Consider the following 26,842-nt stretch of genomic DNA (forward strand, 5'->3'; position numbering starts at 1 on the left):
TTTTAGCGAAAAACATCTCGCGAAAGCTTGACCGTGAACAGAGTATCTACAGGTTTTTTTTGTGTTTGTACCTGAGATGTCTTATGAGAGCCGATATGAAAAACGACAACCTGCGTGCTGACCGCGATGACCTGGATGACCTGGATCGCTTCACCCCTCGCGCCCCGGCCAAACAACGCGGCAACAACCTGGTGATGCAAGTCGCTGCCGGCGTATTTCTCGGCGGTCTGGCCTTGTGGCTGGTGCAACTGGGCGCCACGGCGCTGTATGCCAAACTGATGCTTGGCACGATCACTTTCGGCGGCTAGGCCAACTCGGTCGCGCGCTGGCTGGCGGCGTCGTCATAGGCGACGTAAAGCGCTTCGGCAACCTGGCTCTTGATCGCCTTGGTGCTTTCCAGGCCCAGGACGAACCCTTCAGCCTTGCCACCGGCGCGATTCAACTCATCAGAGGTGCTGGCCTGGGTAATTGCGTCGAAGAGTTTTTCAGCGTGCGGACCAACCCCTTTGGGCAGACTGATCTGGGTGATGCTCATGCAGGCACCTCGTGGTTTCGAGGCGTTGTGGAGGTCAAACGAGACATGGCGCGTACCTTTTCGGCGAATGGCCGGCAGCGCGTGTAACCACTTCCGGGCAGCCATGGTAGACCCCGCCAGTGATTCTGGTAACCGCCAATCACCGATAAACCACCGTCCGTCCCCATGAATCGCGGAAGTTAATATCAGGCGCTTGACTTCTCTTTTTGAATCAGTAACATAGGCGCCATTCCGCGATAGCTCAGTTGGTAGAGCAAGTGACTGTTAATCACTGGGTCCCTGGTTCGAGTCCAGGTCGTGGAGCCAGACAAGGTTCGGAGATCAAAATCTCCAGCCATCAAAAAAACCCGCCTTATGGCGGGTTTTTTTGTGCTCTCGTTTCCTGCTCATGCCTGAGACTTCATCGTCTGCTTTGGCAGCTCGCCAAACCGCTGCCGATAGTAATTGGCAAACCGCCCCACATGGCCAAAGCCGAATTCCAGCGCCACCTCAGTCACGCTGGAATAGGGCCTCGCCAGCAAGTACTCCCGGGCGGCTTCCAGGCGTAATCCGCGCAAGCGGTCCATAGGGCTTTGACCGTATTCGCGCTGGCACAAGGTATTTAAGCTGCGAATGCTTACCCCGACGGCAACCGCCAATTCTGCCAGCGTAATGCCCTGGGCAAGGTGCTCGCGCATACACGCTTCGATTTTCTGCAGTTGGCGTGTGGGCTGGCGCGGCGACGAGGATTCTTGCTGTGTAATGCCACAATGGCTGAGCAGAAACAGCGGCAGGCTCTGCTCCAGATGCTGCAACCAGCGCGAAGGCGTAGCGCTCGCTTCGCCATCGGGTAGATGCTCCAGCAATTCGCTGACCAGTCGAAACCAGCGCATGGCCAGGGGCCGTTGCAGGCGGCTGACCGGCGCCAGCGTGAAGTCCGATGGCAAATCGTCGGCCAGCGCGTTCTGGCTGGCGTCGAGCAATGCCCGTGGCAATTTGAGGATCAGTTGCTCACAGCCCTCCTCCCACACCACACGCGCGTGTTCACGCGGGGACAGAATCGCCACTTCTCCGGGGCTGACGCCATAGCCCATGCCGTCGGACTCAAGGGTGGCACTGCCGCGCAGTGGCATCTGTACCAGTACGAAATCTTCGAAAGGCCGCGGGCGGATCTCCACCTGGCCACCGTAGCGCAACGCATACAGTTCGCAGCTGGCGACCTGGCCGCGATAGAACGCCGTGTCGACACCGCCCCGTGGCCAATCCAGCTCATGCTCCACCAGCGCTTGCCCCATCAAACGCTGGGTTTCCTGCGCCGAACGGCTGGTGAAAACCGGCTCGCGGCACATCAGCGACAAGTTCAGGCCCACGCTGTTGGCGGTGGCGGCGTGTAAAGTCGTCATTTCAAAGCGACCGGTTGCGACGGGCTTCGCTGCGTTGCAAGGTGGCGCTCGGCGTTTCGTTGAACAGCTTGCGGTATTCGCTGGCGAACCGACCCAGATGCGAGAACCCCCAACACATTGCGATCACCGAGATGTTGCGCACCGAGGCGTCTTCGAGAATTTCCTGGCGCACCGCGCCGAGGCGATACTTTTTCAGGTAAGCCATGGGCGAGACGCCGAAGTGTTTGCGAAAGCCTTCGAACAGTTTGAAGCGGGACACGCCTGCTGCCGCCTCGATGTCCTCCAGGTGCATGTCTTCGCGGGCGTTGCTTTCGATGAAATCCTTGGCGCGTATCAAGTAGTACGGCAACTTGGCGCCCAATTGGTCACGCAGTTCAGCACTGTAGTTGTTGGGCTGCGAAAGGATCAGGCCCTTGATCAGCGCGCTTTCGATATCGCGGGTGAAGAACACCTGATTGAACAGATCCTGGCCGCGCTCAAGTTCATCGATGTAATAACGGGCCAGCCGCCACCAGGAGGCAGAGGCGCCGTTGACCGCGTCCATCACCGGCTCGAACTTCAGCGGCATTTCCAACGGGCGCTGCAGCATGCCTTCCAGGGTCTGTCGCATGGCCATGCGGGTAATCACCACGGAGATCTTGTGGCAGTCACCGGCCATGGTCAGTGACTGGGTTTCGTGGGGGGTGACGATCAGGCCCTGGTCCTGATTGGAGTACAACCGGCGACCGTCCTTGAGCAACTCTTGCTCGCCACGAATCGGCAGGCTGAGGCTGTAGCAATTGAGGTGTTCGGCATCTTCGACGCCGATGGTCACGTCGGTGCCGTATTCCATCCGGCCCAAGGTCGTGGACATGGATTTGAACACATTGGCCTTGTGGTGAAATTGAATCCGGTTCGGCTGGCTGGTCTGCAACTCATGTGGCCCGCAAATGCCGGCCATCCATGCGCGGGCACCGGCCAGGTCGTAGCGATCTATGCGGATATCTCGAAACTGGGCAACATTTGGTTCAGTCATTTCAGTACACCCACGGCAATGGACATCGACACGCTCTTCGGCGCGTATTCTCATTGGATTTGCAAGGGCTGTGCCCAGCCGGCGCGAACAAGCGATATCCGCATTTTTTGGCTAGTAATCGGAAACAATCTGGATATTGAACGCGTTGCGCGTCGTTGATGCACACGGCAACAGTGCCGATAAAGGTCGACGCCAAGGGTAATGCGCTACCCAAGGCGTCACTTCAGCGCACAACCGCGTTCGATTTGAGGGCAGGACGTTACCAAAATTTCCAGGTGTAAGTAGTGATCAGACGGTTCTCCACCCAGTCATTGCCGTGGCTGAATTTGGCGACAACATTGCCGGCTTCCACACCCACGCCCTTGAGCGGACCGCTTTGCACCACATAAGACAGCACCAGGTTACGCTCCTGCTCCGCTGCCTGGCTGAGGTTGTCGCCACGGTCCACCGAAGTACCCTTGAAGTAACGGGTCATGAAGTTCAGGCCCGGTACGCCGAGGGCGGCGAAATCGAAGTCATAACGCAGCTGCCAGGATTTTTCGTTGGGCTTGATGAACCCTACCCGCGACCAGTTCACCAGAAACGGCTGGGGTACATAACCACCCAAAGTCGGAAAGTTGCTGTCGCCGAGCATCCGCTGGTAGCCCACGCCGAATCGATGGCCGCCCTTTTTGAGCGAGGTCATGGCACCGTAGGAGCTGTTATCAATGTTTCCGTACAGGGCCTCGCCATCTTCGTTGTTATTGAAGTAACGCAGGTCGGTCTTCAGCCCATAACCGTCACCCAGATCCGCCAGGTGAGTGATACCCAGATAGTGCTGTTGATAGATGTCTTCCAGTTGCGCGTAGAAGTAGGTGCCGGTCACTGAGGGCGTCAAGGCATAACTGGCGCCGGCGAGGTTCAGACCGTCGCTGCCGTGGCGCACGCCGGAGCCGGTCTGCAGGTACAGTTTTTCGTAATTGGAGGAGTTACGCGCGCCGATTTCCGTCAGGCGTCCGGCGGTCAATGTCAGACGATCGACTTCCTTGGACTCGAGCAAGGCGCCGCGATAGGTCGTGACCAACTGGCGCGAGTCGTCAATGATCACCACTGGCAGAAACGGCCGCAACTCACCGACTTTCAGTTCGGTTTTTGAATAGCGCATTTTCAGCGTCACACCGCCACGGCCATATTCATCAGCCTGCTCCTGACGACTCTGGCTGTACGGGATGATGGTGTCATCGCCACGCCCGCCACCGCCGTCCAGTCGAAAGGCATACTGCGCCTCTGCATCGAGGCCGAATTGCAGCGGGCCATCGGTATAGCCGGAGGCAAAACGCAGGTCGAAACCCTGGGTCCAACTGCCCACTCGCGAATGGGGCGGGTTGTTCTCCTTGTAATCCCGATCAAGGTAAAAGTTGCGGGTACCCAACGTCAGCTTGCTGTCACTGACTACATCTGCCTGTGCCAACAATGGCGTCAACAAGCCAACTGTTTGAACCCCCCGAACTAACCACGCTTTATGCAACATATTATTTCTTCCCCCTGCCGCTTATATAGCAACACATGAATAGAAGGCACTTCGGGTACAGAACCCAGGGCCATGAGCAATGGCAGTTTTAGTGACCTGAAGCGAGACACTCTGGTGGTGCTTCGATTGAAATTAAGCCGTAACAAGTTCATCAGCGGCTATCCCGTTACTGAACGACAAATAGCCGTTTGCTCAGCCAGCGATCGCGATGAAAGCCCGTGTTTACGGGGATTTATCGTCAACAGCTGCGTATCAGGGCTTATTTTCCGGATGGGTTTCCACTAATAAGCGGATAGACCCTGCCGGCCACCCCGTCATTAAATGAAGGCACGAATTAGCCCATTGGCCGAGGACTGGGAAATGACAACTGCACGAAGTGTCGAACAGTGGAAAAGTTATATCGAAAGTTGCCTGGACTTCCGCCCGCAAGACGGTGTTTATCGCATTGCCCGCGATATGTTTACCGATCCGGAATTGTTCGATCTGGAAATGGAACTGATTTTCGAGAAGAACTGGATCTATGCCTGTCACGAAAGCGAGATCGCCAATAACCATGACTTCATGACGATGCGGGCCGGGCGTCAGCCACTGATCATCACCCGTGACGGTGAAGGTCGCCTCAACGCCCTGATCAACGCCTGCCAGCACCGCGGCACCACCCTCACCCGCGTCGGCAAGGGAAACCAGTCAACCTTCACCTGCCCCTTCCATGCCTGGTGCTACAAAAGCGACGGGCGCCTGGTGAAGGTCAAGGCGCCGGGCGAGTATCCCGAAGGTTTCGACAAGGCCACCCGCGGCCTGAAAAAAGCCCGTATCGAAAGCTACAACGGCTTTGTGTTCGTCAGCCTCAACGTAGAGGGCACCGATACCCTGGAAGACTTCCTCGGTGACGCCAAGGTGTTCTTCGACATGATGGTGGCGCAGTCGCCGACCGGTCAGCTCGAAGTCCTGCCGGGCAAGTCGGCCTACACCTACGACGGTAACTGGAAACTGCAGAACGAGAACGGCCTGGACGGCTATCACGTCAGCACCGTTCACTACAACTACGTAGCCACCGTTCAGCACCGCCAACAGGTCAATGCCGAGAAAGGCCTGACCGCGAGCGACACCCTGGACTACAGCAAGTTGGGCGCAGGCGACAAGGAAACCGATGACGGCTGGTTCGCCTTCCACAATGGCCACAGCGTGCTGTTCAGCGACATGCCCAACCCGGCCGTGCGCCCGGGTTACGCCAGCATCATGCCGCGCCTGATCCAGGAACACGGCCAGGGCAAGGCCGAGTGGATGATGCACCGCCTGCGCAACCTCAACGTCTACCCGAGCATGTTCTTCCTCGACCAGATCAGCTCGCAGCTGCGGATCATCCGCCCGCTGGCCTGGAACAAGACAGAAATCAACAGCTTCTGCCTGGGCGTCGTCGGCGAGTCGGATGCGGATCGGGAAAACCGCATTCGTCAGTTCGAAGACTTCTTCAACGTGTCCGGCATGGGCACCCCCGACGACCTGGTGGAGTTCCGTGAAGCCCAGCGTGGTTTCCAGGCGCGCCTGGAGCGCTGGAGCGATATTTCCCGCGGCCAGGGCAAGTGGGTCGAAGGCCCGACTCGCAACAGCGAGACCATTGGCATCGCACCGGCACTGACCGGCACCGAATTCACCCATGAAGGCCTGTACGTCAACCAGCACGCCAACTGGCAGCGCTTTTTGCTTGAGGGCCTGGCGCGCAAGGCTGCCGAACAACAACCGTTGAAACTGCGTGAGGTGTGAAGATGAATTCGCAACTGCAATACCGCGTCGAGCAATTTCTTTACCGTAAAGCCGAAGCCTGCGATGCCCAGGACTGGGACACCTACCTGGCCATGTTCAGCGACGACAGCGAATTCCATCTGCCGCAATGGGATTCGGAACACGTCTACACCACCGACCCGAAAAAAGGCATGTCGCTGATCTATTACCCCAACCGGGGCGGCCTGGAAGACCGGGTGTTCCGTATTCGCACCGGCAAAGCGGCGTCGACCATCCCGATGCCGCGCACCCTGCACCTGATCAGCAATGTGCGCATCGCGTCGCTGCAGGACGATGAGCTGGAAGTGCGCGTCAACTGGAACACCCTCTACTACCGCATGCAGACCGCCGAACAGTTCTTCGGCCACGCCACGTATCGTCTGCGCCCCGACGGCGAGAGCTGGAAAATCGCCCGCAAACATGTGGTTCTGCTCAACGACACGATCAACTCCGTGCTCGATTTCTACCATCTCTGAACCCTGCGGATTAACGCTCATGACGTACAAGGTCGCCTTCAGTTTCGCCGACGGCAAAACACTCTTCTGCAACGTGCAGAACAATGAAATCCTGCTCGACGCGGCCCTGCGCAGTGGAATCAAGATTCCGTTGGACTGCCGCGAAGGGGTTTGCGCGACCTGCCAGGGCCGCTGTGAATCCGGGCAGTACACCCAGGACTATGTGGACGAAGAGGCCTTGTCCGCCAGCGACCTGGCAGAGCGCAAAATGCTGACCTGCCAGACGCGCGTGCAGTCGGACGCGGCTTTCTATTTCGATTTCGATTCCAGCCTCTGCGGCAGCAACGGCCCGAGCAGCCTGCATGGCACTGTGAGCGAGGTGCGGCAAGTCTCCCCGACCACCGCCATCGTGCATGTGGAAGTCGGCGCAGCGGGCGCGGCGCTGGACTATCTGCCGGGACAGTACGCTCGCCTGAAAGTACCGGGTACCGAACATCGGCGCTCGTATTCCTTTGCCTGCGCGCCGGGCAGCAGCAACTTGCAGTTCCTCATCCGACTGCTGCCCAGCGGCGTGATGACCGACTACGTGCGCGATCGCTGCCAGGTCGGCGACGTGATTCACATGGAGGCGCCGCTGGGTGCCTTCTACTTGCGCCATGTCGACCGGCCACTGGTGATGGTAGCCGGCGGCACCGGGTTGTCGGCATTCCTCGGGATGCTCGATCAGATCGCCGCGCAGCAAGGCTGCGGCCACCCGGTGCACCTGTACTACGGCGTACGCGAGGCCGCGGACCTGTGCGAGGTTTCGCGCATCGAAGCCTATGCCGCACGAATCCCGGGATTCCGTTTTACGCCGGTGGTCAGCAACCCCGCCCCCGACTGGCCGGGCAAGACCGGTTACATCGCCGAACACCTCGAATTGGCCGAACTGCGTGACCAGCCATTTGACCTGTACCTGTGCGGCCCGCCGCCGATGGTCGAGTCGATCAAGGACTGGCGCCAGCACCACGGCCTGGACCACAGCCGTCTTTACCTGGAGAAGTTCACCGAGAGCAACAGCTGACGCAGCACCCCATAACAACAATCAATCGGCCCGACCGAACACCGAATCACTGCCCTCATCGACATCTACCGTGCGTTGGCACGACCTACTTCATAGGCCGCCTCATGAAAAACCTGGTATTGCGTGCATGTCTGGCAACCTCCCTCTGCGCAGCGACGGCTGCCCAGGCCGTGGAGCCTGTCCGAATCGGCTTCATCACCACCCTCTCCACCCCCGCCGGCTACCTGGGCGAAGACTCGCGAGACGGCTTCCAGCTGGCGATCGATCAGGAAGGCGGCAAGCTCGGCGGCGTGCCGGTGCAACTCATCGTGGAAGATGACGGCCTGCAACCGGCCAAGGCCAAGCAGATCGCCGACCGCATGAGCCTGGACGGCATTTCGCTGTATACCGGGGTGATTTTTTCCAACGTGCTGGCGGCCGTGATCAACACCGCCACCAAGGACGCCTTCTACGTCAGCAACAACACTGCGCCCTCGACCCTGGCCGGTGAAAAATGCATGGCCAACTACTTCGTCGGCTCCTACCAGAACGACACCCCGCACGAAATGGCCGGTGTCGCTGCCAACGAGCTGGGCTACAAGAAGATGGTGATTCTGGCGCCCAACTATCAGGGCGGTCGGGACGCTTTGGCCGGCTTCAAGCGCACCTTCAAGGGCGAAGTGACCGAGATCTACACCAAGCTCAACCAGCTGGATTTTTCGGTGGAACTGGCGCGCGTGCGTGCACTGACACCGGATGCGATCTTCCAGTTTCATCCGGGTGGTGGCGGCATCAACTTCGCCAAGCAATACGGCGGCTCGGGCCTGTCGGCGCAAATCCCGATGGTGGTGCCAGTGTTCTCCATGGATGAACGCATGCTCGCCGCCGTTGGCGATGTGGCCAAGGGCACCAACGTCGTCACCCTCTGGAACCCGCAATCGGACAACCCGGCCAACCAGGCTTTCGTCAAGGCCTTCACCGAGAAATACAAGCGCGCCCCGACGGTGTATGCCGCCCAGACCTACGACACGGCACGGCTGATCGGCGCCGCCCTGAAAACTTCCCAGGGCAATCTGAAAGACCAGCCGGCTTTCCGCGCGGCGATGAAGAACGTCCAGTTCGATTCCATTCGCGGTGACTTCAGCTTCGCCCAGAACCAGCACCCGGTGATCGACTGGTACCTGCTGCAAGTGCAGGCCGGTGCCGACGGCAAGCTGGTGGAAGTGCCGATCAGGACCCTGGCGACCCGCCACGTCGACAGCTACGCCGCTCAATGCTCGATCTGACCGGCACCTGAGCCCTGTCCTCGCCCTGCAGCACAGCTGCGGGGCGTTTTCGTGAGGAACGCAGTCATGTTATTGCTCGAACAGATTCTCAACGGCCTGCAATACAGCGCCTTGCTGTTTTTGCTGGCCTCAGGCCTGACCCTGATTTTCGGCATCATGGGCGTGATCAATCTGGCCCACGGTGCTTTCTATATGGTCGGCGCGTTCTGTGCTGCCTACACCGCCATGGCCACCGGCTCGTTCTGGCTGGGTGGCCTGGCCGCGCTGATCGGCTCGGCCTGTTACGGCGCGCTGATCGAAACTTCGATCATGCGCCGCCTCTACAATCGCGATCACCTGGATCAGGTACTGGCGACATTGGCCGTGGTGTTTTTCAGCAACGAACTGCTGACCCTGATCTTCGGCCGCAGCCCACCGGCGATGCCCACACCCGAGTGGTATTCAAGTTTTGTCGAAGTGCTGCCGGGGCTGATGTACCCGGTCAGCCGGCTGCTGTTCATCGCCGCAGGGCTGGTAGTGGCTGTCGGCATGTGGCTGCTGATCAACCACACGCGCCTGGGCATGCTGATTCGCGCCGGTGCCGACGACCACGAAATGGTCGGCGCGCTGGGCGTCAACATCGCCCGGCTGTACACCCTGGTGTTCGTATTCGGCTGCGTACTGTGCGGCCTGGCCGGTTTCATGGCCGCACCGCTGCTGTCGGTGGAAATCGGCATGGGTGAAAAGATCCTGATCACCACCTTCGTGGTCATCGTCGTCGGCGGTGTCGGCTCGGTGCGCGGTGCGTTGGTGGGGGCGTTACTGATCGGCATGGTCGACAGCCTCGGCCGTGCCTACATTCCGCCGCTGCTGGACCAGCTGTTACCCAGCGAAACCAGCGGCACCCTGAGCGCCGGGCTGATTTCCGCCAGCGCCTACATCGTCATGGCCCTGGTGCTGCTGGTGCGCCCACGCGGCCTGCTGCCGGCCCGCGCCTGAGGAGAACGCTATGTCACCACGCCTCATCATCGACCTCGCGTGCCTGGCGACATTCGCCTGCATGCCGCTGCTGGCTCACTGGTTGCACGAACCTTACCTGGTCAGCTTCTTCACCCGCCTTGCCATCTACGGCATGGCGGCCATCAGCCTGGACCTGCTGATCGGCTACGGCGCCATGGTCAGCTTCGGCCATGCCGCGTTCTTCGGCCTGGGCGGTTACATTGTTGGCATCGTTGCTTTTCATACTTCGCAAGGCATGCCGTTGTGGGGCTGGGAAGGCAGCAACAGTGCGCTGGTGGTGTGGCCCCTGGCCTTGCTGGTCTGCGCACTGCTCTCGCTGCTGGTGGGTTATCTGTCGCTGCGCACCAGTGGCGTGCAGTTCATCATGATCACACTGGCGTTCGGCCAGATGCTCTACTTCGTGCTCGGTTCGCTGTCGTTGTACGGCGGCGACGACGGCATTCTGCTTAACGAGCGCAATACCTTCGGCGCGCTGGATCTGGGTGACGCCAACCACTTCTACTACCTGTGCGTGGCCTTGCTGGCCGGCTGGTTGCTGCTGTGCCGGCGACTGGTCAATTCGCGTTTCGGTTTTGTGTTGCGCGGGCTCAAGCAAAGCGAGCGGCGCAGCGTCAGCCTGGGCCTCAAACCCTTGCGCTATCGCCTGACGGCGTTTGTGATCGCCGGCACCGGCGGTGGCCTGGCGGGGATTTTGTGGGCTAACTACGCGTTATTCGTGAGCCCCGACATGGGCGCCTGGCACAAGTCCGGCGAGCTGATGGCAATGGTGATCCTCGGTGGCGTCGGCACCCTGCTCGGCCCACTGCTGGGCGCGGCCACTTACCTGGGCCTTGAACAGGTGCTGAGCCAGTGGACCGAGCACTGGATGCTGATCTTCGGGCCTCTGCTTTTGCTGGTGGTGCTGTTCGGCAAGAAAGGCGTCTACGGATTGCTGCTGAGTCTGTTGCAGCGCAAACCGAAGAGAGTTGCCATCAAACCGAACGCCGCTGTGGAGGCACGCCCATGAGCGCACAACTATCGATTCATGATCTGCACAAGGCCTTCGGCGCGGTGAAGGCCACTAATGGCGCCAGCCTTGAACTGGCCAAGGGCGAGTTGCACGCCATCATTGGCCCCAACGGCGCCGGTAAATCCACGCTGATCGCGCAGATCGCCGGGGAGATTTTTCCCGACCAGGGCCAGATTCACCTCAATGGCCAGGACATTACCCGCGTGCCGGCCTGGCAGCGGCCGCGCCTGGGATTGGCGCGGGCCTTCCAGGTCAGCCAGCTGTATACCGAGTTCACCCTGCTGGAAAACGTCGCCCTGGCCATCGCTGCCCGCGACGGCAAGGCGTTCGGCATGTGGCGTCCGCTGAGCCGCGACACCCGCCTGCTGGAACCGGCGCAGGGCTACTTGCAACAGGTGGGCCTGGGTCTTCGCGCGCAAGACCCGGTCCACGAACTGTCCCACGGCGAACGGCGGCAACTGGAGATCGCACTCGCACTGGCCCAGGAAGCTTCGGTGCTATTGCTTGATGAACCGATGGCCGGGATGGGGGCCGACGAATCTGCGCGCATGACCGAGCTGCTGCACAGCCTCAAGGGCCGGTACGCGATCCTGCTGGTCGAACACGACATGGACGCGGTATTCGCCCTCGCCGACCGCATCACGGTGCTGGTGTATGGCCAGACGGTGCTGACCGGCAGCGTCGAACAAGTGCGCAATGACCCGCAAGTACGGGCCGCTTACCTGGGAGAAGAACATGCTTGAGGTTCAAGGTTTGAAAGCGGGCTACGGCTTGAGCCAGGTGTTGTTCGACATGCACCTGAGCATCGAGCAGGGCCAGGTGGTGTCGCTGATCGGCCGCAACGGCATGGGCAAGACCACCACGGTCAAGTCGATCATGGGATTGCTCAAGCCCAGTGCCGGAAGCATCCGCATCAACGGCACGGAAATGCGTGGAGCTGCGCCCTATCGAATCGCCAAGGCCGGCCTGGGCCTGGTGCCGGAGGGTCGCCGCGCGTTCGGAACCTTGAGCGTGCGGGAAAATCTGCTTGCCACCGCTACGCGGGGCAAGTGGGATCTGGCGCGGGTCTATGGACTGTTTCCGCGCTTGCTGGAACGCCAGGACCAACTGTCACGCACCCTGTCAGGCGGCGAGCAGCAGATGCTGGTAGTCGGCCGCGCGTTGTTGACCAACCCCAACCTGCTGATTCTCGACGAAGCCACTGAAGGCCTGGCACCGATCATTCGCGAGCAGATCTGGAGTTGCCTGGCCACCCTCAAGGCCGAGGGCGAGACGATTCTGGTAATCGACAAAAACCTCAAGGAAATGGCGCGGGTGGTCGACCGTCATCACATCATCGAGAAGGGGCGCCAGGTCTGGGACGGCACACCGCTGGAACTGGCGGCGCAACCCGAACTGTCACAACGCTACCTGGGAGTGTGAGCGGACATGAACCTCGATCAGGCTTACAACAACGTCGCCGCCGTGGGTAATTTTCCTCAGATCATGCAGGGTTTTCGTCAACGCAGTGCCCAGACCTACAAGCGCCATGCCTGGCAGCGTGACCTGGCGTATGGCGATGCCATACGCGAGCGATTCGACTGGTACGCCCAGGCGAATGCCGGGGCGCCGACACTGCTGTTCATCCACGGCGGTTACTGGCAGGCCTCGGACAAGGAAGACTACGCCTTTATCGCCGAAGGCCTGATCGAGGCCGGCTGCAATGTCGGGTTGCTGGAGTACACCCTTGCGCCCGAGGCAAGCATGGGCACCATCGTCGGCCAGATCGGCAAGGCTCTGGACTACCTGTTGGCGCATTGCGAACTCTTCAACATCGGCCAGCAAGTGGTGCTGTGCGGGCACTCGGCGGGTGGCCACCTGACTGCGTTGCATCGCCGGCATCCGCTGGTGACCCTGGCCATGCCGATCAGCGGCCTGATGGAGCTGGAACCCATCAGCTGTTGCTGGCTGAACGACAAGCTGCAACTGAGCGACGAAGACATCCAGCGCTATAGCCCGCAAAGGCTGATCGGCGATGGCGCACCGCTGCTGCTGACCGTGGGCGCAGATGAGTTGCCGGAGTTGATACGCCATTCCCGCGAGTACGCCAGTGCCTGTCGCGAGGCCGGGCAGGCCGTGAGCCTGGTCGAGCTTGCAGGGTGTCATCACTTTGCAGTGCTGGACGATCTGGCGAAGGCTGAGGGTGAACACTTGCGGGTTTTACTTGAGTTCCTGAACCGGTAGGAGCGGGCCTCGCTCCTGCAACAATCACTCTCGCCAGAAGTGGATACCGGTTTGCCGTTTGCGGCTTTTTTGACCCTCTGAGGCTTCATACAGTGGCTACGAATTCAGACAGGAATTGCGTATGTCCAGCCTCTCGCTCAGGGTCCAACAGATCGAGCCTCTGACCCCAAGAATCCGCCGCGTGCTGCTGGTGTCCAGCAACGCCCAGCCTTTGCCCGGCTTCACCGCCGGGGCGCACCTTGAGTTGCATGTCCCTGGCAGTCGCGCTCAACGCCGAGCCTATTCGCTGGTCAACCTGCCCGATGGTGCACACTACGAAATCGCCGTTCAGCTCGAAGAGTCGAGCACAGGTGGATCGCGTTGGGTGCACTCGCTCAAGGTCGGCGATGAACTGCTGGCCGAGGCGCCACGCAACCACTTCCCATTGTGTGAAACCACCGAGCATGCCCTGCTGATCGCCGGGGGCATCGGTATCACGCCGATGCTCAGCATGGCCCGGTCACTGCAAGCAGCGGGCAAGTCCTTCACCCTGCATTACGCCGGTCGCGACGAAACGCAGATGGCCTATCTGCCAGAAGCTCGCGCCTGCCTCGACCACCATTGCTGGATCAGCGGCGGCGACCCGCAAAAGCGCTTGCCTGCCGCCGCGATCCTTGCCGCGCCAAGACCCGGCCTGCACCTCTATATCTGCGGCCCGACCGCCCTGCTCAACAGCGTGCTGTCCTGCGCTCGCGAACAGGACTGGGCAGAAGATCACCTGCACTACGAACTGTTCAGCGGCGCTTTGGAAATGGCCGGCGATCAAGGCTTTGAAGTGCACCTGCGCGAAAGCGGCGTGAACCTGCAGGTGGCCGCCGGGCAAAGCGTGCTGGACGCCATGCTCCAGGCCGGCCTGGACCCGATGTTCGATTGCCGACGAGGTGACTGCGGGGTGTGCGTCGCCCAGGTCATCGACGGTCAGCCAGACCACCGTGACATCTGCCTGTCGGAGCGCGAACGCGCCACCGGCAGTTTCTGCACCTGTGTCTCCCGTGCCAGCAGCGCGCTGCTGGTGCTCGATCTGTGACAAGCCGAGGACATCCCGTGATACCGACCAACGAGCAAATTGCTGCCTTGATTCGCGAGGACAGCGTACACAAGAGCGTCTACACCGATCCGACCCTGTTCAAGCTGGAAATGGAGCGCATCTACGGCAACGCCTGGATCTACGTTGGCCATGAAAGCCAGGTGAAAAACCCCGGCGATTACCACACCACGCGCATCGGCGATCAGGACGTGATCATGGTGCGCGGCGCCAACCAGCAAGTCAGCGTGCTGTACAACCGCTGCCCGCACAAGGGCGCCAAACTGGTCGCCGACGGTGACGGCAGTGTCGGCAAATTCTTCCGCTGCCCGTACCACGCCTGGACCTTCAAACTCGACGGCCAACATTTGTCGGCACCGCTCAAAAGTGGATTCGAAGGCACTTGCTACGACCCCAAGCACCCGGATTTTTCCATGGTCAGCGTTGCCCGCGTCGAGACCTATCGCGGCTTCGTGTTCGCCAGCCAGGCAGCGTTCGGACCGGACTTGAAATCTTTCCTGGGCGGCGTCATCACCTCCATCGACAACCTCTGTGACCGCTCACCGATCGGTGAAGTCGAGGTCGCAGGCGGCATCTTCCGTGTTCAGCAGCGTTCCAACTGGAAGGTGTTCTACGAGAACCTGCACGACACCATGCATGCCCGCGTGACCCACGAATCGTCGGTAGACGCGGCGCGTGGCGAAGCCGAAGCCATCGGTGAAATGCCCTTCGAGTTGCTGATCATGGACGGCAACGGCGAACCCTACGACTTCTGGGAAAAACTCGAACTGCGCGCCTACCACAACGGCCACGGTTACATGGAAGCGATCTTCGACCCGGCCGCCGCCGAGCGCGACGAGGTCTCCCGCGCTCACTTCGAATGCCTGAGCCAAGCCTACGGCGAGCAGCGCGCCAAGGAAATTCTGGGCATGAACCGCCACAACACGGTGATTTACGGCAGCGGATCGCCGCACACGGTGTTCATGCAATTCCGGGTCATCCGCCCCATCGCCGTGGACCAGACCATGGTCGAGATCCAGACCTTCCGCTGCAAGGGTGCTCCGGATGCCGTGTTCGACCGCGCGCTGACCTACGCCAACGTCATCAACTCGCCCTCCTCCAACGTGATGCCCGACGACGTCGAAGTCTATGCCCGCTGTCAGGAAGGCAACATGACCCGCGGTGGCGAGTGGATCAGCATGCACCGCTACGCGGGCACCGATAAGCCGCTGGAAGATGGAGCAGTGTCCACCAACGGCACCAGCGAACTGCCGATGCGCAACCAGTTCGCCGCCTGGAAACAGTTCATGACCGCCACCCTGATCGCCAAGGAGAGCACCCATGCTGCTTGACCGCCGAATCGACGTCGACACCCGCCAGTTGACTCCCGCCCAGGTTCCCGTCGAAACCCTGCGTCAGCTCGAGCAGTTTCTTTACCAAGAGGCGCGCCTGCTCGATGAGCGGCGTTTCTGGGAGTGGGACAAGCTGTTCACCGACACCGGTATGTACTGGGTGCCGCACAAGCACGAGCAAGCCAACCCGTTCGACCATATCTCGCTGTTCTGGGAAAACCGCATGCTGCGCGAGGTGCGGATCCGCCGCGTGGAAAACGCCCGCAATTGGTCGCAGCAACCGCAGACGCAAACCGCGCACCTGGTCGGCAACGTGATGGTTGAAGGTCTAGATGCCCAGGGCCTGCTGGTGGTCAGCGCCAGCTTCCAGTACAGCGAATGGCGTCTGGAGCAACGCCAGCTCGCCGGTCGCTACACCTATAAATTGGCCGCCCGGGAAAGCGGCGGCTGGCAGATCCAGCTCAAGCGCGTGGACCTTATCAACTGCAACGATGTGTTCGCCAATCTTGAGGTATTCGTGTGATGAACGCGCCGATGCTGATCGCCCTGCATTATCAGAACGACGTATTGCATCCCGAAGGCAAGATTCAGGTCGGGCTGGGCGCCGATGACGGCGTGCGTGCTGAGCTGCTCGACGCTGCCGGCCGACTGCTCGCCGGCGCACGCGCCAAGGGCTGGCCAATCGTTCACGTGCGTGTGGCGTTCCGACCGGACTACGCCGACCTGATCCAGAACGCGCCGATATTGCGCACGGTCGCCACCCTTGGCGCCGTCCGGGAAGGCAGTTGGGGCGCGGAATTCCTCGGCGCTCTGGCCCCCCTCAACAGCCGCCGTGAGTTCGTTGTCACCCATCAGCGGATCAATGCGTTTTATGGCTCGCCGCTTGAAACCGTGGTGCGCCAATTCAATCCCTCGCACCTTTTGATAGCCGGCGTGGCGACCCACTCGGTGGTGGAAAGTACGGTGCGCCATGCGGTGGATTGCGGTTTCGAGGTGACGGTCGCAGCGGATGCCTGCGCCAGCGCAGACAGCGGCGCACACGCGGCATCGCTGGCGAGCATGGCGCTGATCGCCCGAATCCGTCAGGTCAATGAAGCTCTGGAGGACTTGTCATGATGCTCGAAGGCAAAGTGGCGATTGTGACCGGCAGCACCCAGGGCCTGGGCCTGGACATTGCTCGGCAGCTGTCGACCGAGGGTGCACGGGTGATGCTGGTGGGGCGCAACGCCGACAGTGGCCAGGCACTGGCGCAGGAACTCGATTGCGGATTTTCGGCTTGTGACGTGGAGCGCGACGAGGACATCGACGCGTGCATCGCGGCCACGCTGGCCCGTTTCGGCCGGCTCGACATACTGGTCAATAACGCTTGCCTGTACGCCGATCAAGGCCTGGCCTCGAACCGCGCACAGTGGCTGAAAACCCTGAACGTCAATCTGGTGTCGGCGGCGATCTTTACCCAGAAGGCCGCCGTGCATCTGCCCAGCGGTGGCGTGGTGATCAACATCGGCAGCACCGGTGGCAAGTTCGGCGCGGCCGGGCGCGCGCTCTACCCCGCCTCCAAAGCCGGCATCCTGCAACTGACAAAAAACCTGGCAATGACCCTGGCTCCGGAACAAATCCGGGTGCTGAGTGTGTCACCTGCATGGACCTGGTCGCCCAGCGTCGCCGAACTGAGCGACAACGACCCGCAGCTGGCCGATCGGGTCGGGGCACCTTTTCACCCGCTCGGCCGCATCGGTCGCGGCCATGAGATAGCTAGCGTCGTGGCCTTTCTATGCAGCACCGGTGCCGGTTGGATGACCGGTGTCGATGTGCCGGTGGACGGCGGCTTTTCGATTCTCGGACCAGACCGTGGCGTGTCGCCGCGCGCGTGGTTCCAACAACACCGTGACAGCCAATAACTCCTGATAACCGAATGAGGTAGATGACATGGGCAAGATGATTGAGATCCGGGCAACGGACAGCTGCGCCACGTTCAGCGGTTACCTGGCCTTGCCGGCCAGCGGCAAAGGCCCCGGCGTGGTAATCGGCCAGGAGATTTTCGGGATCAACGCCAACATGCGCGCAGTGGCCGATTTCTATGCCGAGGAAGGCTATGTGGCGTTGGTGCCAGACCTGTTTTGGCGCCTGCAACCGGGCGTTGACCTGGGCTACACCGAAGCGGACTTCGCCGAGGCCATCGACCTGTTCCAGCGCCTGGACGTGGACAAGGCCGTCAATGACATCGACGCCAGTTTCAACACCCTGCGCGCACTGCCTGAAGTCGAAGACACGGGCCTGGGTTATGTCGGCTTCTGCATGGGGGGTAAACTGGCCTGGCTGACTGCCACGCGTACCGACGTGGCCTGCGCTGTCGGCTACTACGGCATGGGTATCGAGCACCTGCTGCACGAATCGGAAAACCTCAAGGGCCGGCTGGTCCTGCATTTTGCCGAAAACGATGGCTATTGCGACGCCAGTGCCCGCGCCCAAATCAGCCAGCACCTGGCGGCCAATGCCAAAGCCGAAGTCTACGTGTACCCAGGCGCCGACCACGCTTTCGCCCGGGCCGGCAGCTCACACTACGACAAGCCGTCCTCGCTGATGGCCCATGAACGCAGCATCGCCGCTCTCAAGCGCGAGATCGGCCCACACTTCAATCTGTCGGCCCTGTGGGACGAACACATCCGCCACGAGTTCGAGACCCGCGACGTACCTGCCACCATGGCGACCATGGTCGCCGAGCCCTACGTCAACCATATTCCCACCATGACCGGCGGCGTCGGCGCCAAGGAACTCAGCCGTTTCTACCAACACCATTTTGTCCACGGCAATCCAGCGGACATGAAGCTCATCCCTATCTCGCGCACCATTGGCGCATTGCAGATCGTCGATGAGTTCATCATGTGCTTCACCCACAGCAGCGAAATCGACTGGATGCTGCCCAACGTGGCTCCGACCGGAAAGTACGTCGAGATTCCGATGTTGGGGGTGATCAAGTTTCGAGGGGACAAGCTCTACCACGAGCATATCTACTGGGACCAAGCCAGCGTGCTGGTGCAAATCGGCTTGTTGAACCCTGAAGGGCTGCCGGTGGCCGGAGTGGAAACGGCGAGAAAGCTCTTGGATGAACAACTGCCGTCGAATACGTTGATGGGGCGCTGGACGCAAAGCGGGCAATAGAAACCGACAATGAAAAAGGCCGATCTGTCATTCAACAGATCGGCCTTTTTTCATTCACTCAACCGTCAGACATGCTCACTGGCTTTCGCAAGCGTTGCCCGTGGCTCGCCATGCCCGTGGTCCGCCTCGACCACCGGAATCTCCTTGCCATCGCAGTCGTGCAGTTTGCCGTCGCTGAAGTAATCACCCTCACGCAGCGCCGCCAGATCCTGATAACGCAGAACCCGCTCAGTACCCGCTGCAAATACCGACTGCTGATCGGAGTTACCGGCAGTAAGGTGGTTGAAGGTCAGGTTGAGCACGATCGCCATGATCGCCGAGGAGCTGATGCCCGAATGGAAGATCGTGGCGAACCAGCTTGGGAAGTGGTCGTAGAAGTTCGGTGCAGCGATCGGGATCATGCCGAAGCCGATGGAAGTGGCGACGATGATCAGATTGACGTTGTTGCGGTAGTCGACCTTGGACAGCGTACGAATGCCGCTGGCCGCTACGGTGCCGAACAGCACAATACCGGCGCCCCCCAGGACAGACGTCGGCACGGCGGCGATGACTCGCCCCATGAACGGCAACAGGCCAAGGATCACCAGGAACAGACCGCCTGTGGCCACCACGTAGCGACTTTTGATTCCCGTCACCGCCACCAGCCCGACGTTCTGGGCGAAGGCGCTTTGGGTGAAAGAGCCGAAGATCGGCGCGATCATGCTCGACAGCATGTCAGCGCGCAGGCCATTGCCCAGACGCTTGGAGTCGACCTTGGTGTCGATGATTTCACCGACAGCCAGGATATCCGCCGAGGTTTCCACCAAGGTCACCATCACCACGATGCACATCGACAGGATCGCCGCGAAGTGGAAGGTCGGCATGCCGAAATGGAACGGGGTCGGGAAGCCGAACATCGGACCCTCGCTGACGGATGAGAAATCCGCCATGCCCAGGAACACCGCGACCACCGTACCGATAACCATTGCCAGCAGGATCGAGAGACGGGAGATGGTCGCGCTGCCGATCTTGCTCAGCAACAGCACCAGCACCAGCGTCATTGCGGCCAGGCCGATGTTGGCCATGCTGCCGAACTCTGGGGAATGGCTGTTACCGCCCATGGCCCAGCGTGCGGCCACCGGCATCAACGTCAGGCCGATGGTGGTGATCACAATGCCCGTGACCAGGGGCGGGAAAAACTTGGTGATTCGTGAGAACACCGGCGTTATCAGCAATCCAATCAGGGACGCCGCTATCACCGCGCCCAGAATCGATTGAAACCCGCCCTCGCCGCCGCTGCTGACAATCGCCACCATGGTCGCGACACCCGAGAACGAAACACCCTGTACCAGCGGCAACTGACAACCGAAAAACGGCAGACCCAGGGTTTGCAGCAACGTGGCCAGCCCCCCCGCGAACAATGAAGCAGCAATCAACAAACCGATGTCCGCCGGCGACAGCCCGGCAGCCTGGCCGATGATCAAAGGCACCGCGACGATGCCACCGTACATGGTCAGAACATGTTGCAGGCCGTAAGCCATATTCGCGCCGATCCCGAGGTTTTCGTCTTCGGGCCGTTGGTGTGAAACATGGGGCGTTTTCATGTTAGGGGGTTCCCTGGTTTTTGTTATGCGCACACTGTATGCAAGACTCAGGACAAATGTCTATAGAGTTGTATACAACTTGCCCGTCAAAATATGAACGAGCAGTCATGCAGACTGTGTGCCACCGCGCTCCTGCCTCACCTAATTCCTTGAAATACATCCAGCCGAGCCATTCTCCTGCGCCCACTAGTCTTTTGAATGCATGGCGACGATCGGTCGACACCGCCTCCTTCCATATACATATAAAGTATGCATAATGAAGTCATTCGAAATTCAGTACCACAAGGCAAAGAACGCAGCCAACAAGCTCAAGCACCAAGGCATCAGCCTCGCCGAGGCTGAACCGGTTTTCCATGACGAGCGCGCTCTGACATTGCAGGACGACCACCATGACGAACAGCGCTGGATCACCATTGGGCTGGATGGCAAAGGGCGTTTATTGGTCGTTGCATACACCTATCGTGATCCGAATTTCGTTCGAATCATTTCTGCGCGCCTCGCCAGCAAAAACGAGCGGCGCCAGTATCTGGAGGCTTGAACCATGAAAGACGAATACGATTTTAGCGATGCCAAGCGCGGGGCAGTTGCCTCGGGCAAAGGCAAAACCCGCATCACCATCATGCTTGATGACGTGGTCATCAAGGCCGCACGCGCGTTGGCAGAAGATGAGGGCTACGGCTACCAGACCGTAATCAACAACATCCTGCGACGGGCTTTGCTCACCGATTCGAGCAAAACGGCTGAAACGAATACGACTGGACATTTAAAACCGGGCATCACGGCCACGGAATTGAAAAGCCTGGAGAAAAAACTGCTCGAGGCCCTCAACGAAATTCATCGCGTGATGGAGCCCGACGCTCGGCCCTAGACCCTGGCCAATAAACAAAAACGGGCAGATTGATGCAATCTGCCCCTTTCTTGTGCACACGATAATGGCGCTATTGCAGCTTGATAAGCTGTTCGAGTGTGTGCATTAACGTCGCCTGGGTTGGCACCCGAATACCAAACTCGCCTTCCAGCACGCCAAGCAGGTCCTGCAAGTCGGCCATCTGCCGACGCTCGCTTTCGTGGCCGATGCGATGGATCGCAAAGCTGCCGTTATTGAGGGTGCGGCGCCAACCCTCCCCGGTCCGCGCCACCATCAGCTGACGGACGAAGGGTGATTGCGGATGGGTCGAGACGTACCAATTGCCGACGCAATAATCGATATCTTCCTGGCGCTGCAGATCGAAGATGTACATCGCCCGCCACTCGTCGCCGACCTTGGCACGAAGCGTGTAGCCGTCAGCGTGCTGTTCGATGCGATAGGGTTCGTGTGGCGTGGGTTGCTCGGCGGGACTGTCGAGCAGCAGCGGCGCGGTGGGCACCATGCCGCCGAAACCGACATCGGTGATGTAACGCACGCCATCCAGCGTCACCAGGCTCAAGCGATGGGTGCGCGCCGTCCATGCGCCTTCGGGCTGGCCCATGACCACGCGACCACTGATGCCACGCACTTCGAAACCCAGTTCCTGCAGCAAGGTCAGGTACAGATAATTGAGTTCGTAACAGTAACCGCCGCGTCCCTGATGCAAGACTTTTTGCTCGATCGACCCAAGATCGATGAGCACCGGCTCGCCGGACAAGGTCGTCAGGTTTTCAAACGGGAAAGCCCCGGTGTGGCGCAATTGAAGCTGACGCAAGGTCTCCAGGGTCGGCGCCGGGGGTGTATCGAAGCCCAGCCGTTGCAAATACAGCGCACGATTGGTCAGGCGTGGTTCGCTCATCGTTCAGTCCTTATGCACGCAAGCGGCGGATCATTCCGCCAATGGCCGCCAGGTATAAGGGATGAACCACTGCGCACGACAATTGATTTAACCAATCGGCTGGCGGGACAAATCAATGACGCTTGCGCGTACCCAGTTGAATCCAGGTTGGCGCATGGTCACTGGCATGGGGTTCATTTCGGACCCAGGCATCGACGCCAGCCTCCTCCAGGTAAGGACTCAGGGCCGGATTGAGGAGCAGATGATCAATGCGCAAACCGGAATTCGTCTGCCAATGCTGACGAAAATAATCCCAGAAGGTGTAGACCCGTTCCTGCGGGTACAAATGCCGGATGGCGTCGGTCCAGCCCTGATCCAGCAGACGCTGAAAACACGCTCGGCTCTCGGGTTGCAGCAGCGCATCCTTGAGCCACGAGCGCGGATTGTAGATATCCAGATCGGTCGGGACCACGTTGTAGTCGCCGGCCAGCACCACCGGATGCTCACTGCTTTGCAGCGTCTGCGCGTGGCGGATCAGGCGCTCGAACCACGCCAGTTTGTAATCGAACTTCGGCCCCGGCTGTGGATTGCCGTTGGGCAGGTACAGGCAACCCACCAGAATTCCATGCACGGCAGCTTCCAGGTAGCGGCTGTGACTGTCGCTGTCGTCACCCGGCAACCCCCGGCGGCTTTCCAGCGGTTGCGCATCGCGCGCCAAAATCGCTACCCCATTCCACGAGGCTTGCCCTTGCCAGATCGCACCATAACCAATGGCTTCAAGCTCCGCTGCGGGGAATGCGCTGTCAGCTGATTTGAGTTCCTGTAAACAGGCGATGTCTGGACGTTCGCGTTCGAGCCAGGCAAGCAGGTTTGGCAGCCGTGCGCGCATACCGTTGACGTTGAACGTCGCGATCCGCAGTTTTTTCATGACCAACGCTCCATTTCCTGGCTGTCCTGGCTGTGACCGCAGGAACTTGCCAGTGGTTGCGTCGGCCCGCTGATTTGCAAGGCATTTGTAGGCATTCCAGCGCCAACAAGGCACAGGCTGCGCCGCTCGTCACCCTACCGGCACCAACCCTGCCGCCGTCCACACCAACATCAGGAACCGACTCACTTTTGTGGAGACGTAACCATGTTGAACATCAAAATGACTTCGTTGTTACTGGCCGGATTGTTGTCCGCGATGTCCGTGCACACCTTTGCGGAATCTACCGACAGCCCCGATGCAACCAACACCAAATCCGGTGCCACCAGCGGCCCGGTCATGCCACCTGATAACACCCCCTCAGCGCCCTCGGGTGGCAACGCCGGTGACGGCGGCGCTACCGGCTCCTCGAGCGGCAGTGCAGGAAGTGGTAGTGGTAGCGGCTCAGGCGCGGGTGGAGGGACCGGCTCTGCAGGTGGTGGAACCGGTGGTGCCGGCGGCGGGACAGGCAGCTGAACAAACAAACGCAGCCGATGACCGTCCTTCATCGGCTGCTTTCCATTGCTCGTAGTTCACATCTGTTTGACCGGGGGCGGGTTCCACTTGCCGTTCAGCGCTTCGGCCTTTGGCCCGTACAGGCGCATGGTCAGGTTAAATGGGCCTTTGGGGGCCGGTAGCCAATTGGCCTCAAGATCTTTGCCGGGGCTTTCGTTCTGGAAGTAGATATCCAGCGAGCCATCTTCATTGGTTTTGAAAGGCATCCAGCTACTTACAGCAAAGCGATTGAGGCCATTGCCGACCTGGAAGCCTTCAGAATCGTAGAGAGTGATCGACCAGAATGCGTTCACCGGAGGCGCCTCACCCTTGGCGAAATGCATCACGTACTTGTTCACGCCATCGAGGGGCTTACCGTTGGCATCACCGATGTTCAGAGGATAAATCGCATCTTCGGGCAAATTGGCGCCGAGCCCCTGTTGGGCAACTATCGCCCGTTTCAAGTAGTAGTTGCCGTAGACGCCCATGGTGTCAGTGTTCATCGACCAGCCGTTAGCTACTCGTGCCAGGGTTTCCAATTTCCATTTCATCAGCGCCTGTGCCTCTTCAGGCACCGTCTCTAACGCCGCTTTGACGTCCGGGTCCATTGCATCCAGGTTAAACGCTTTACCGGGCTCGAAGCCGATACGTTTCATTTGTGCCAGCATCGGCTGATCAGTGCTGTGGGCGGGATGCATTTTCAGCAATTCACCGGCATAGGCGAAGTAGGTGGCTGCCGACATCGTGTCGACCTGGATCTTCGGCGGGGTCTTCATATCCACAGCCGGATCGATCTTGATGCTGACCGGTTCAGCGCTCTTGCCCAACCGCGACAACGGCGTCACGGTGTAGCCAGCCTGGATCTTGTGCACCGCCGCGTAATCCGCTGCGCCGTCGGTTTTGGTGCGGCCGATGACCCAGACAAAAGGCGTGGTTGCCGGCAAATGGTTTAAACCGGCAGGCACCGTGCCGGTCCAGCCCGGTGGCGTCACCAGAAACTGCGCGGCGTCGGTTCCCGTGGTGCGCCAGCCCGGTGAAGCGAATACATCGGTCCACATGTCGAGCATCGGCAACAAGTAAAAGCGCCCGTCAGTATTCGGCGCGGCGATGACCAACGGCTCTTTGGTCAAGTCGAGCCAGGCGATGGAATACAAGGTGTCGAAATTCGAACGCACCACCCCTTTGAAATTTGCCGGTGGATACTCCGGCACGTTCACAAACATGTTCATCGGGCCCTTACCGAATTCCTTGCCCGGCTCGATGTTGGTGAACTGCTTTCGGGTGATATCCATACTCAACAGCGGATAGAAATAAATGTAGGCATCAACGCCAATAGCGTGAGCTTCTGCAGATGTAATTTTCGATTGCGCGTGACTGACCAGCGGGAAGATAGCGGAGGCTGCAAGGGTCAAGGCAACGGCTGTCAATGCTTGGGTTATCAACATGTTGGCGATCGTCCATGCGAAGGGGGCCCTGACGGTTTCGGCAGGGCTAACGCAACTCTAGACGATCAAATGCACGACATTTGACAGGCAGACAGTCGGCTGGAAGATGTGTTGCATACATGAAACAAGCCAATAAAGCACCTTCACCGATCCGAACGCATCAGCGCATCCACACCGCCCTCCATCGACAGCACCGCCGAACGATTACGCCCCGAATGTTTGGCTTGATAGAGCGCAGCGTCAGCCCGCTGGATAAACACTTCCATGCTGTCGCGGCCCGTCGGCATGAACGAGTAACAGCCGAGACTGACCGTTACAAAACCGGTAGGCGACCCGGCGTGGCTGATGTTCTTGTCCATGACGCTGCGGCGGATCTGCTCGGCAATGGTCATGGCACCATGGATGTCAGTATCAGGGAGCAGCACGGCGAACTCTTCCCCGCCGTAACGCACCGCAAGATCAGCCTTGCGATGGCAACAACCTTTCACGGCGTGCGCGACTTGAGCGAGGCAATGGTCACCGACCACATGACCATAGGTGTCGTTGTAGCGCTTGAAAAAATCGATGTCGAGCATGATCAGGCTTAGCGAAGTGTGCTGGCGTGCGCCGCGGCCGAACTCGATATCCAGCGCTCGTTCGAACAAGCGGCGGTTGGCCAGACCGGTAAGGCTGTCGTGGGTGGCGATCAATTCCAGGGCTTGCTGAGCCCTGCGCAAATCCGCTTCGACTCGCTCGCCGACCCGAACCTGACGGATAAACATCCAGCCAAACAGTCCGACCCCCAGCATCACCAGCGCGACGATGAAGCTGGAGCGAAACGCTGTGTCGTACCACCCCGCCAGAATCGCTTCCCTGGACGATGCCGCCGAAACCACCAACGGATAAGCGTGTAGCTGTCGATAGCCATGTAACCGCACGATCCCATCCACCAATGAAGGGAACATCGCGTTGCCAGAGGTCGCCCGTGGCAACAGGTTCTGAAAGATTTCGCCCTTGGCCAGCGACGTGCCGATCTGTGCCTCCACGAACGGCCGGCGCGCCAGAAGCGTGCCATCGGTCAACGCAATGAACATCGAGCCTTCTTCGTCGATGCTGAAGCTTCTGAAAAACTGGTCGAAGTAAGACATTTTGATTCCGGCCAGCAAAACGCCCTGGAACTCGCCGTTCCTGCCGTTCACCCGCTTGGAAATCGGGATGATCCACTCCCCGTTTTCGCGACTGCGAATGGCCGCGCCGATGTGCGCCACGGACGAGACATTCTGCTGGTGAAACCTGAAGTATTCGCGATCCGCCACACCGGGACCCCGGGGCAGATTCTCGAATGAGCTGACGATCCACTGGCCTTTTTGATCAAACAACAGGATGCCGTGCAACTGATCCAGCGACTGCACCCGTCGGACAAAGGTTTTCTGTAATCGTGACTTGAACGCCGGGCTGGAGCCGTCGAGTTGAATCCAGTCCACCAGGCTGGTCAGGACCAGATCGGCCTTCATGATGGTGTCTTCGGCCTGTTGTGCCATGGCACGCGTGAGGTTCGACGATGCCACTTGAGCCTGATTCAGGTCGTGTCGCCGGGACTGCTCCAGTTGCAGATAAAGCAAGGCACACAGGCAAAGACACACCGTGGCGATGAACAGCACCGCAGCCTTGCGCAAGGGCAGGCGCTTCAATGCATCGCCGGGGGCATGGTGCTGGTCGTCGAGGTGAATGGGCAAAAGCGCGTCCTGAAAAGGGCAAGTCATGAGTCCAGGCCCATATCCCTTGGTTCCGGGCGCCAAGTCTACGGGTTTGCAAA

General features: G+C 59.9%; 28 protein-coding genes and 1 tRNA gene. 20 read left to right on the forward strand and 9 right to left on the reverse strand.

Translation table 11 applies throughout. The features are described from left to right. The first annotated feature begins 95 nt into the window (after nucleotides 1-95). Nucleotides 96-308: a hypothetical protein gene (locus tag D8U69_RS09835; protein WP_130907213.1), complete on the forward strand. Its 213-nt coding sequence runs from the start codon at nucleotides 96-98 to the stop codon at nucleotides 306-308. Here D8U69_RS09835 and D8U69_RS09840 read toward each other — a convergent pair. Further along, on the reverse strand, nucleotides 305-535 hold the full coding sequence (locus D8U69_RS09840) for a hypothetical protein (RefSeq protein WP_056857094.1): 231 nt from the start codon (nucleotides 533-535) through the stop codon (nucleotides 305-307). The genes D8U69_RS09835 and D8U69_RS09840 overlap by 4 nt on opposite strands. Nucleotides 536-765: 230 nt before the next feature. Between D8U69_RS09840 and D8U69_RS09845 the strand changes: the two genes are divergently transcribed. Beyond that, nucleotides 766-841, forward strand: a tRNA-Asn gene (locus D8U69_RS09845). 80 nt (nucleotides 842-921) lie between these two features. On the opposite strand, the gene D8U69_RS09850 is transcribed toward D8U69_RS09845, so the two are convergent. The 3 genes from D8U69_RS09850 to D8U69_RS09860 form a co-directional block, all read right to left on the reverse strand. After that, entirely contained in the window at nucleotides 922-1,917 is a 996-nt protein-coding gene (locus tag D8U69_RS09850) for an AraC family transcriptional regulator (RefSeq protein ID WP_130907214.1), read from the reverse strand. A gap of 1 nt (nucleotide 1,918) precedes the next feature. Next, complete coding sequence (locus D8U69_RS09855) at nucleotides 1,919-2,932, reverse strand: AraC family transcriptional regulator (protein WP_177336616.1); 1,014 nt, start codon at nucleotides 2,930-2,932, stop codon at nucleotides 1,919-1,921. Between the two features lie 259 nt (nucleotides 2,933-3,191). Then, nucleotides 3,192-4,442, reverse strand: a complete 1,251-nt coding sequence (locus D8U69_RS09860) for an OprD family porin (RefSeq protein WP_130907215.1) — start codon at nucleotides 4,440-4,442, stop codon at nucleotides 3,192-3,194. A 360-nt stretch (nucleotides 4,443-4,802) separates the two neighbouring features. On the opposite strand from D8U69_RS09860, the gene antA reads away from it, so the two are divergent. The 15 genes from antA (at nucleotide 4,803) to D8U69_RS09935 (ending at nucleotide 18,815) form a co-directional block, all read left to right on the forward strand. Beyond that, nucleotides 4,803-6,206, forward strand: a complete 1,404-nt coding sequence (antA, locus tag D8U69_RS09865; protein WP_056857105.1) for an anthranilate 1,2-dioxygenase large subunit — start codon at nucleotides 4,803-4,805, stop codon at nucleotides 6,204-6,206. Between the two features lie 2 nt (nucleotides 6,207-6,208). After that, nucleotides 6,209-6,700 carry an anthranilate 1,2-dioxygenase small subunit gene (antB, locus tag D8U69_RS09870; RefSeq protein ID WP_056857091.1) on the forward strand — a complete coding sequence of 164 codons (492 nt, stop codon included), beginning with the start codon at nucleotides 6,209-6,211 and terminating at the stop codon, nucleotides 6,698-6,700. A gap of 19 nt (nucleotides 6,701-6,719) precedes the next feature. Then, complete coding sequence (antC, locus tag D8U69_RS09875) at nucleotides 6,720-7,742, forward strand: anthranilate 1,2-dioxygenase electron transfer component AntC (RefSeq protein WP_130907216.1); 1,023 nt, start codon at nucleotides 6,720-6,722, stop codon at nucleotides 7,740-7,742. A 104-nt stretch (nucleotides 7,743-7,846) separates the two neighbouring features. Then, on the forward strand, nucleotides 7,847-9,007 hold the full coding sequence (locus tag D8U69_RS09880) for an ABC transporter substrate-binding protein (RefSeq protein ID WP_056857089.1): 1,161 nt from the start codon (nucleotides 7,847-7,849) through the stop codon (nucleotides 9,005-9,007). 66 nt (nucleotides 9,008-9,073) lie between these two features. Continuing rightward, a complete protein-coding gene (locus D8U69_RS09885) occupies nucleotides 9,074-9,985 on the forward strand; it encodes a branched-chain amino acid ABC transporter permease (RefSeq protein ID WP_046038155.1) in 912 nt (303 codons plus the stop codon). Nucleotides 9,986-9,995: 10 nt separating this feature from the next. After that, on the forward strand, nucleotides 9,996-11,012 hold the full coding sequence (locus D8U69_RS09890; RefSeq protein ID WP_056857088.1) for a branched-chain amino acid ABC transporter permease: 1,017 nt from the start codon (nucleotides 9,996-9,998) through the stop codon (nucleotides 11,010-11,012). Continuing rightward, nucleotides 11,009-11,758: an ABC transporter ATP-binding protein gene (locus D8U69_RS09895; RefSeq protein ID WP_056857087.1), complete on the forward strand. Its 750-nt coding sequence runs from the start codon at nucleotides 11,009-11,011 to the stop codon at nucleotides 11,756-11,758. The genes D8U69_RS09890 and D8U69_RS09895 overlap by 4 nt, the downstream gene beginning before the upstream one ends. Continuing rightward, nucleotides 11,751-12,437: an ABC transporter ATP-binding protein gene (locus tag D8U69_RS09900; protein WP_130907217.1), complete on the forward strand. Its 687-nt coding sequence runs from the start codon at nucleotides 11,751-11,753 to the stop codon at nucleotides 12,435-12,437. Before D8U69_RS09895 ends, D8U69_RS09900 begins: the two co-directional genes overlap by 8 nt. Nucleotides 12,438-12,443: 6 nt before the next feature. Next, on the forward strand, nucleotides 12,444-13,238 hold the full coding sequence (locus tag D8U69_RS09905) for an alpha/beta hydrolase (RefSeq protein ID WP_130907218.1): 795 nt from the start codon (nucleotides 12,444-12,446) through the stop codon (nucleotides 13,236-13,238). 121 nt (nucleotides 13,239-13,359) lie between these two features. After that, nucleotides 13,360-14,304, forward strand: a complete 945-nt coding sequence (locus D8U69_RS09910) for a PDR/VanB family oxidoreductase (protein ID WP_130907219.1) — start codon at nucleotides 13,360-13,362, stop codon at nucleotides 14,302-14,304. Nucleotides 14,305-14,321: 17 nt separating this feature from the next. After that, entirely contained in the window at nucleotides 14,322-15,653 is a 1,332-nt protein-coding gene (locus D8U69_RS09915) for an aromatic ring-hydroxylating dioxygenase subunit alpha (protein ID WP_056857083.1), read from the forward strand. Further along, nucleotides 15,643-16,176: an aromatic-ring-hydroxylating dioxygenase subunit beta gene (locus tag D8U69_RS09920; RefSeq protein WP_056857082.1), complete on the forward strand. Its 534-nt coding sequence runs from the start codon at nucleotides 15,643-15,645 to the stop codon at nucleotides 16,174-16,176. Before D8U69_RS09915 ends, D8U69_RS09920 begins: the two co-directional genes overlap by 11 nt. Further along, nucleotides 16,176-16,769 (forward strand): cysteine hydrolase, encoded by a 594-nt coding sequence (locus D8U69_RS09925; protein WP_056857081.1) that lies wholly within the window; start codon nucleotides 16,176-16,178, stop codon nucleotides 16,767-16,769. Before D8U69_RS09920 ends, D8U69_RS09925 begins: the two co-directional genes overlap by 1 nt. Beyond that, complete coding sequence (locus D8U69_RS09930; protein WP_056857080.1) at nucleotides 16,766-17,554, forward strand: SDR family oxidoreductase; 789 nt, start codon at nucleotides 16,766-16,768, stop codon at nucleotides 17,552-17,554. The genes D8U69_RS09925 and D8U69_RS09930 overlap by 4 nt, the downstream gene beginning before the upstream one ends. 28 nt (nucleotides 17,555-17,582) lie before the next feature. Continuing rightward, nucleotides 17,583-18,815, forward strand: coding sequence for a dienelactone hydrolase family protein (locus D8U69_RS09935; RefSeq protein ID WP_130907220.1), 1,233 nt, complete (start codon nucleotides 17,583-17,585; stop codon nucleotides 18,813-18,815). A gap of 65 nt (nucleotides 18,816-18,880) precedes the next feature. Here the strand turns inward: D8U69_RS09935 and D8U69_RS09940 are convergent, their stop codons facing one another. Next, complete coding sequence (locus D8U69_RS09940; protein ID WP_056857078.1) at nucleotides 18,881-20,398, reverse strand: nucleobase:cation symporter-2 family protein; 1,518 nt, start codon at nucleotides 20,396-20,398, stop codon at nucleotides 18,881-18,883. Between the two features lie 256 nt (nucleotides 20,399-20,654). Between D8U69_RS09940 and D8U69_RS09945 the strand changes: the two genes are divergently transcribed. Continuing rightward, nucleotides 20,655-20,936 (forward strand): BrnT family toxin, encoded by a 282-nt coding sequence (locus D8U69_RS09945; protein ID WP_056857077.1) that lies wholly within the window; start codon nucleotides 20,655-20,657, stop codon nucleotides 20,934-20,936. Between the two features lie 3 nt (nucleotides 20,937-20,939). After that, nucleotides 20,940-21,266 carry a BrnA antitoxin family protein gene (locus D8U69_RS09950; RefSeq protein ID WP_056857076.1) on the forward strand — a complete coding sequence of 109 codons (327 nt, stop codon included), beginning with the start codon at nucleotides 20,940-20,942 and terminating at the stop codon, nucleotides 21,264-21,266. Between the two features lie 70 nt (nucleotides 21,267-21,336). On the opposite strand, the gene D8U69_RS09955 is transcribed toward D8U69_RS09950, so the two are convergent. Next, the gene (locus tag D8U69_RS09955) at nucleotides 21,337-22,164 is read right to left on the reverse strand and encodes an arylamine N-acetyltransferase (RefSeq protein ID WP_130907221.1); all 828 of its coding nucleotides are present in this window, start codon (nucleotides 22,162-22,164) and stop codon (nucleotides 21,337-21,339) included. Between the two features lie 112 nt (nucleotides 22,165-22,276). Then, entirely contained in the window at nucleotides 22,277-23,071 is a 795-nt protein-coding gene (locus D8U69_RS09960; RefSeq protein WP_056857074.1) for an exodeoxyribonuclease III, read from the reverse strand. Nucleotides 23,072-23,275: 204 nt separating this feature from the next. Between D8U69_RS09960 and D8U69_RS29460 the strand changes: the two genes are divergently transcribed. After that, nucleotides 23,276-23,584, forward strand: coding sequence for a hypothetical protein (locus tag D8U69_RS29460; protein WP_082557690.1), 309 nt, complete (start codon nucleotides 23,276-23,278; stop codon nucleotides 23,582-23,584). 56 nt (nucleotides 23,585-23,640) lie between these two features. Here the strand turns inward: D8U69_RS29460 and D8U69_RS09970 are convergent, their stop codons facing one another. Both D8U69_RS09970 and D8U69_RS09975 read right to left on the reverse strand, forming a co-directional pair. Next, nucleotides 23,641-25,047, reverse strand: a complete 1,407-nt coding sequence (locus tag D8U69_RS09970) for a DUF1254 domain-containing protein (protein WP_130907222.1) — start codon at nucleotides 25,045-25,047, stop codon at nucleotides 23,641-23,643. A 143-nt stretch (nucleotides 25,048-25,190) separates the two neighbouring features. Then, a complete protein-coding gene (locus D8U69_RS09975) occupies nucleotides 25,191-26,762 on the reverse strand; it encodes a GGDEF domain-containing protein (RefSeq protein ID WP_130907223.1) in 1,572 nt (523 codons plus the stop codon). Nucleotides 26,763-26,842: the final 80 nt, after the last annotated feature.

The organism is Pseudomonas sp. Sample_16, assembly GCF_004307665.1.
Classification (GTDB): Bacteria; Pseudomonadota; Gammaproteobacteria; order Pseudomonadales; family Pseudomonadaceae; genus Aquipseudomonas.

Bases quoted from the DNA above. Each gene is read 5' to 3' on its own strand.
- antC (WP_130907216.1), top strand. From the start codon at position 6,720: ATGACGTACAAGGTCGCCTTCAGTTTCGCCGACGGCAAAACACTCTTC.
- D8U69_RS09935 (WP_130907220.1), top strand. From the start codon at position 17,583: ATGGGCAAGATGATTGAGATCCGGGCAACGGACAGCTGCGCCACGTTC.
- D8U69_RS09880 (WP_056857089.1), top strand. From the start codon at position 7,847: ATGAAAAACCTGGTATTGCGTGCATGTCTGGCAACCTCCCTCTGCGCA.
- antA (WP_056857105.1), top strand. From the start codon at position 4,803: ATGACAACTGCACGAAGTGTCGAACAGTGGAAAAGTTATATCGAAAGT.
- D8U69_RS09945 (WP_056857077.1), top strand. From the start codon at position 20,655: ATGAAGTCATTCGAAATTCAGTACCACAAGGCAAAGAACGCAGCCAAC.
- antB (WP_056857091.1), top strand. From the start codon at position 6,209: ATGAATTCGCAACTGCAATACCGCGTCGAGCAATTTCTTTACCGTAAA.
- D8U69_RS09970 (WP_130907222.1), bottom strand. From the start codon at position 25,047: ATGTTGATAACCCAAGCATTGACAGCCGTTGCCTTGACCCTTGCAGCC.
- D8U69_RS09940 (WP_056857078.1), bottom strand. From the start codon at position 20,398: ATGAAAACGCCCCATGTTTCACACCAACGGCCCGAAGACGAAAACCTC.
- D8U69_RS09840 (WP_056857094.1), bottom strand. From the start codon at position 535: ATGAGCATCACCCAGATCAGTCTGCCCAAAGGGGTTGGTCCGCACGCT.
- D8U69_RS09860 (WP_130907215.1), bottom strand. From the start codon at position 4,442: ATGTTGCATAAAGCGTGGTTAGTTCGGGGGGTTCAAACAGTTGGCTTG.
- D8U69_RS09855 (WP_177336616.1), bottom strand. From the start codon at position 2,932: ATGACTGAACCAAATGTTGCCCAGTTTCGAGATATCCGCATAGATCGC.
- D8U69_RS09885 (WP_046038155.1), top strand. From the start codon at position 9,074: ATGTTATTGCTCGAACAGATTCTCAACGGCCTGCAATACAGCGCCTTG.
- D8U69_RS09955 (WP_130907221.1), bottom strand. From the start codon at position 22,164: ATGAGCGAACCACGCCTGACCAATCGTGCGCTGTATTTGCAACGGCTG.
- D8U69_RS09950 (WP_056857076.1), top strand. From the start codon at position 20,940: ATGAAAGACGAATACGATTTTAGCGATGCCAAGCGCGGGGCAGTTGCC.
- D8U69_RS09835 (WP_130907213.1), top strand. From the start codon at position 96: ATGAAAAACGACAACCTGCGTGCTGACCGCGATGACCTGGATGACCTG.
- D8U69_RS09905 (WP_130907218.1), top strand. From the start codon at position 12,444: ATGAACCTCGATCAGGCTTACAACAACGTCGCCGCCGTGGGTAATTTT.
- D8U69_RS09930 (WP_056857080.1), top strand. From the start codon at position 16,766: ATGATGCTCGAAGGCAAAGTGGCGATTGTGACCGGCAGCACCCAGGGC.
- D8U69_RS09925 (WP_056857081.1), top strand. From the start codon at position 16,176: ATGAACGCGCCGATGCTGATCGCCCTGCATTATCAGAACGACGTATTG.
- D8U69_RS09890 (WP_056857088.1), top strand. From the start codon at position 9,996: ATGTCACCACGCCTCATCATCGACCTCGCGTGCCTGGCGACATTCGCC.
- D8U69_RS09910 (WP_130907219.1), top strand. From the start codon at position 13,360: ATGTCCAGCCTCTCGCTCAGGGTCCAACAGATCGAGCCTCTGACCCCA.
- D8U69_RS09920 (WP_056857082.1), top strand. From the start codon at position 15,643: ATGCTGCTTGACCGCCGAATCGACGTCGACACCCGCCAGTTGACTCCC.
- D8U69_RS29460 (WP_082557690.1), top strand. From the start codon at position 23,276: ATGTTGAACATCAAAATGACTTCGTTGTTACTGGCCGGATTGTTGTCC.
- D8U69_RS09960 (WP_056857074.1), bottom strand. From the start codon at position 23,071: ATGAAAAAACTGCGGATCGCGACGTTCAACGTCAACGGTATGCGCGCA.
- D8U69_RS09850 (WP_130907214.1), bottom strand. From the start codon at position 1,917: ATGACGACTTTACACGCCGCCACCGCCAACAGCGTGGGCCTGAACTTG.
- D8U69_RS09900 (WP_130907217.1), top strand. From the start codon at position 11,751: ATGCTTGAGGTTCAAGGTTTGAAAGCGGGCTACGGCTTGAGCCAGGTG.
- D8U69_RS09895 (WP_056857087.1), top strand. From the start codon at position 11,009: ATGAGCGCACAACTATCGATTCATGATCTGCACAAGGCCTTCGGCGCG.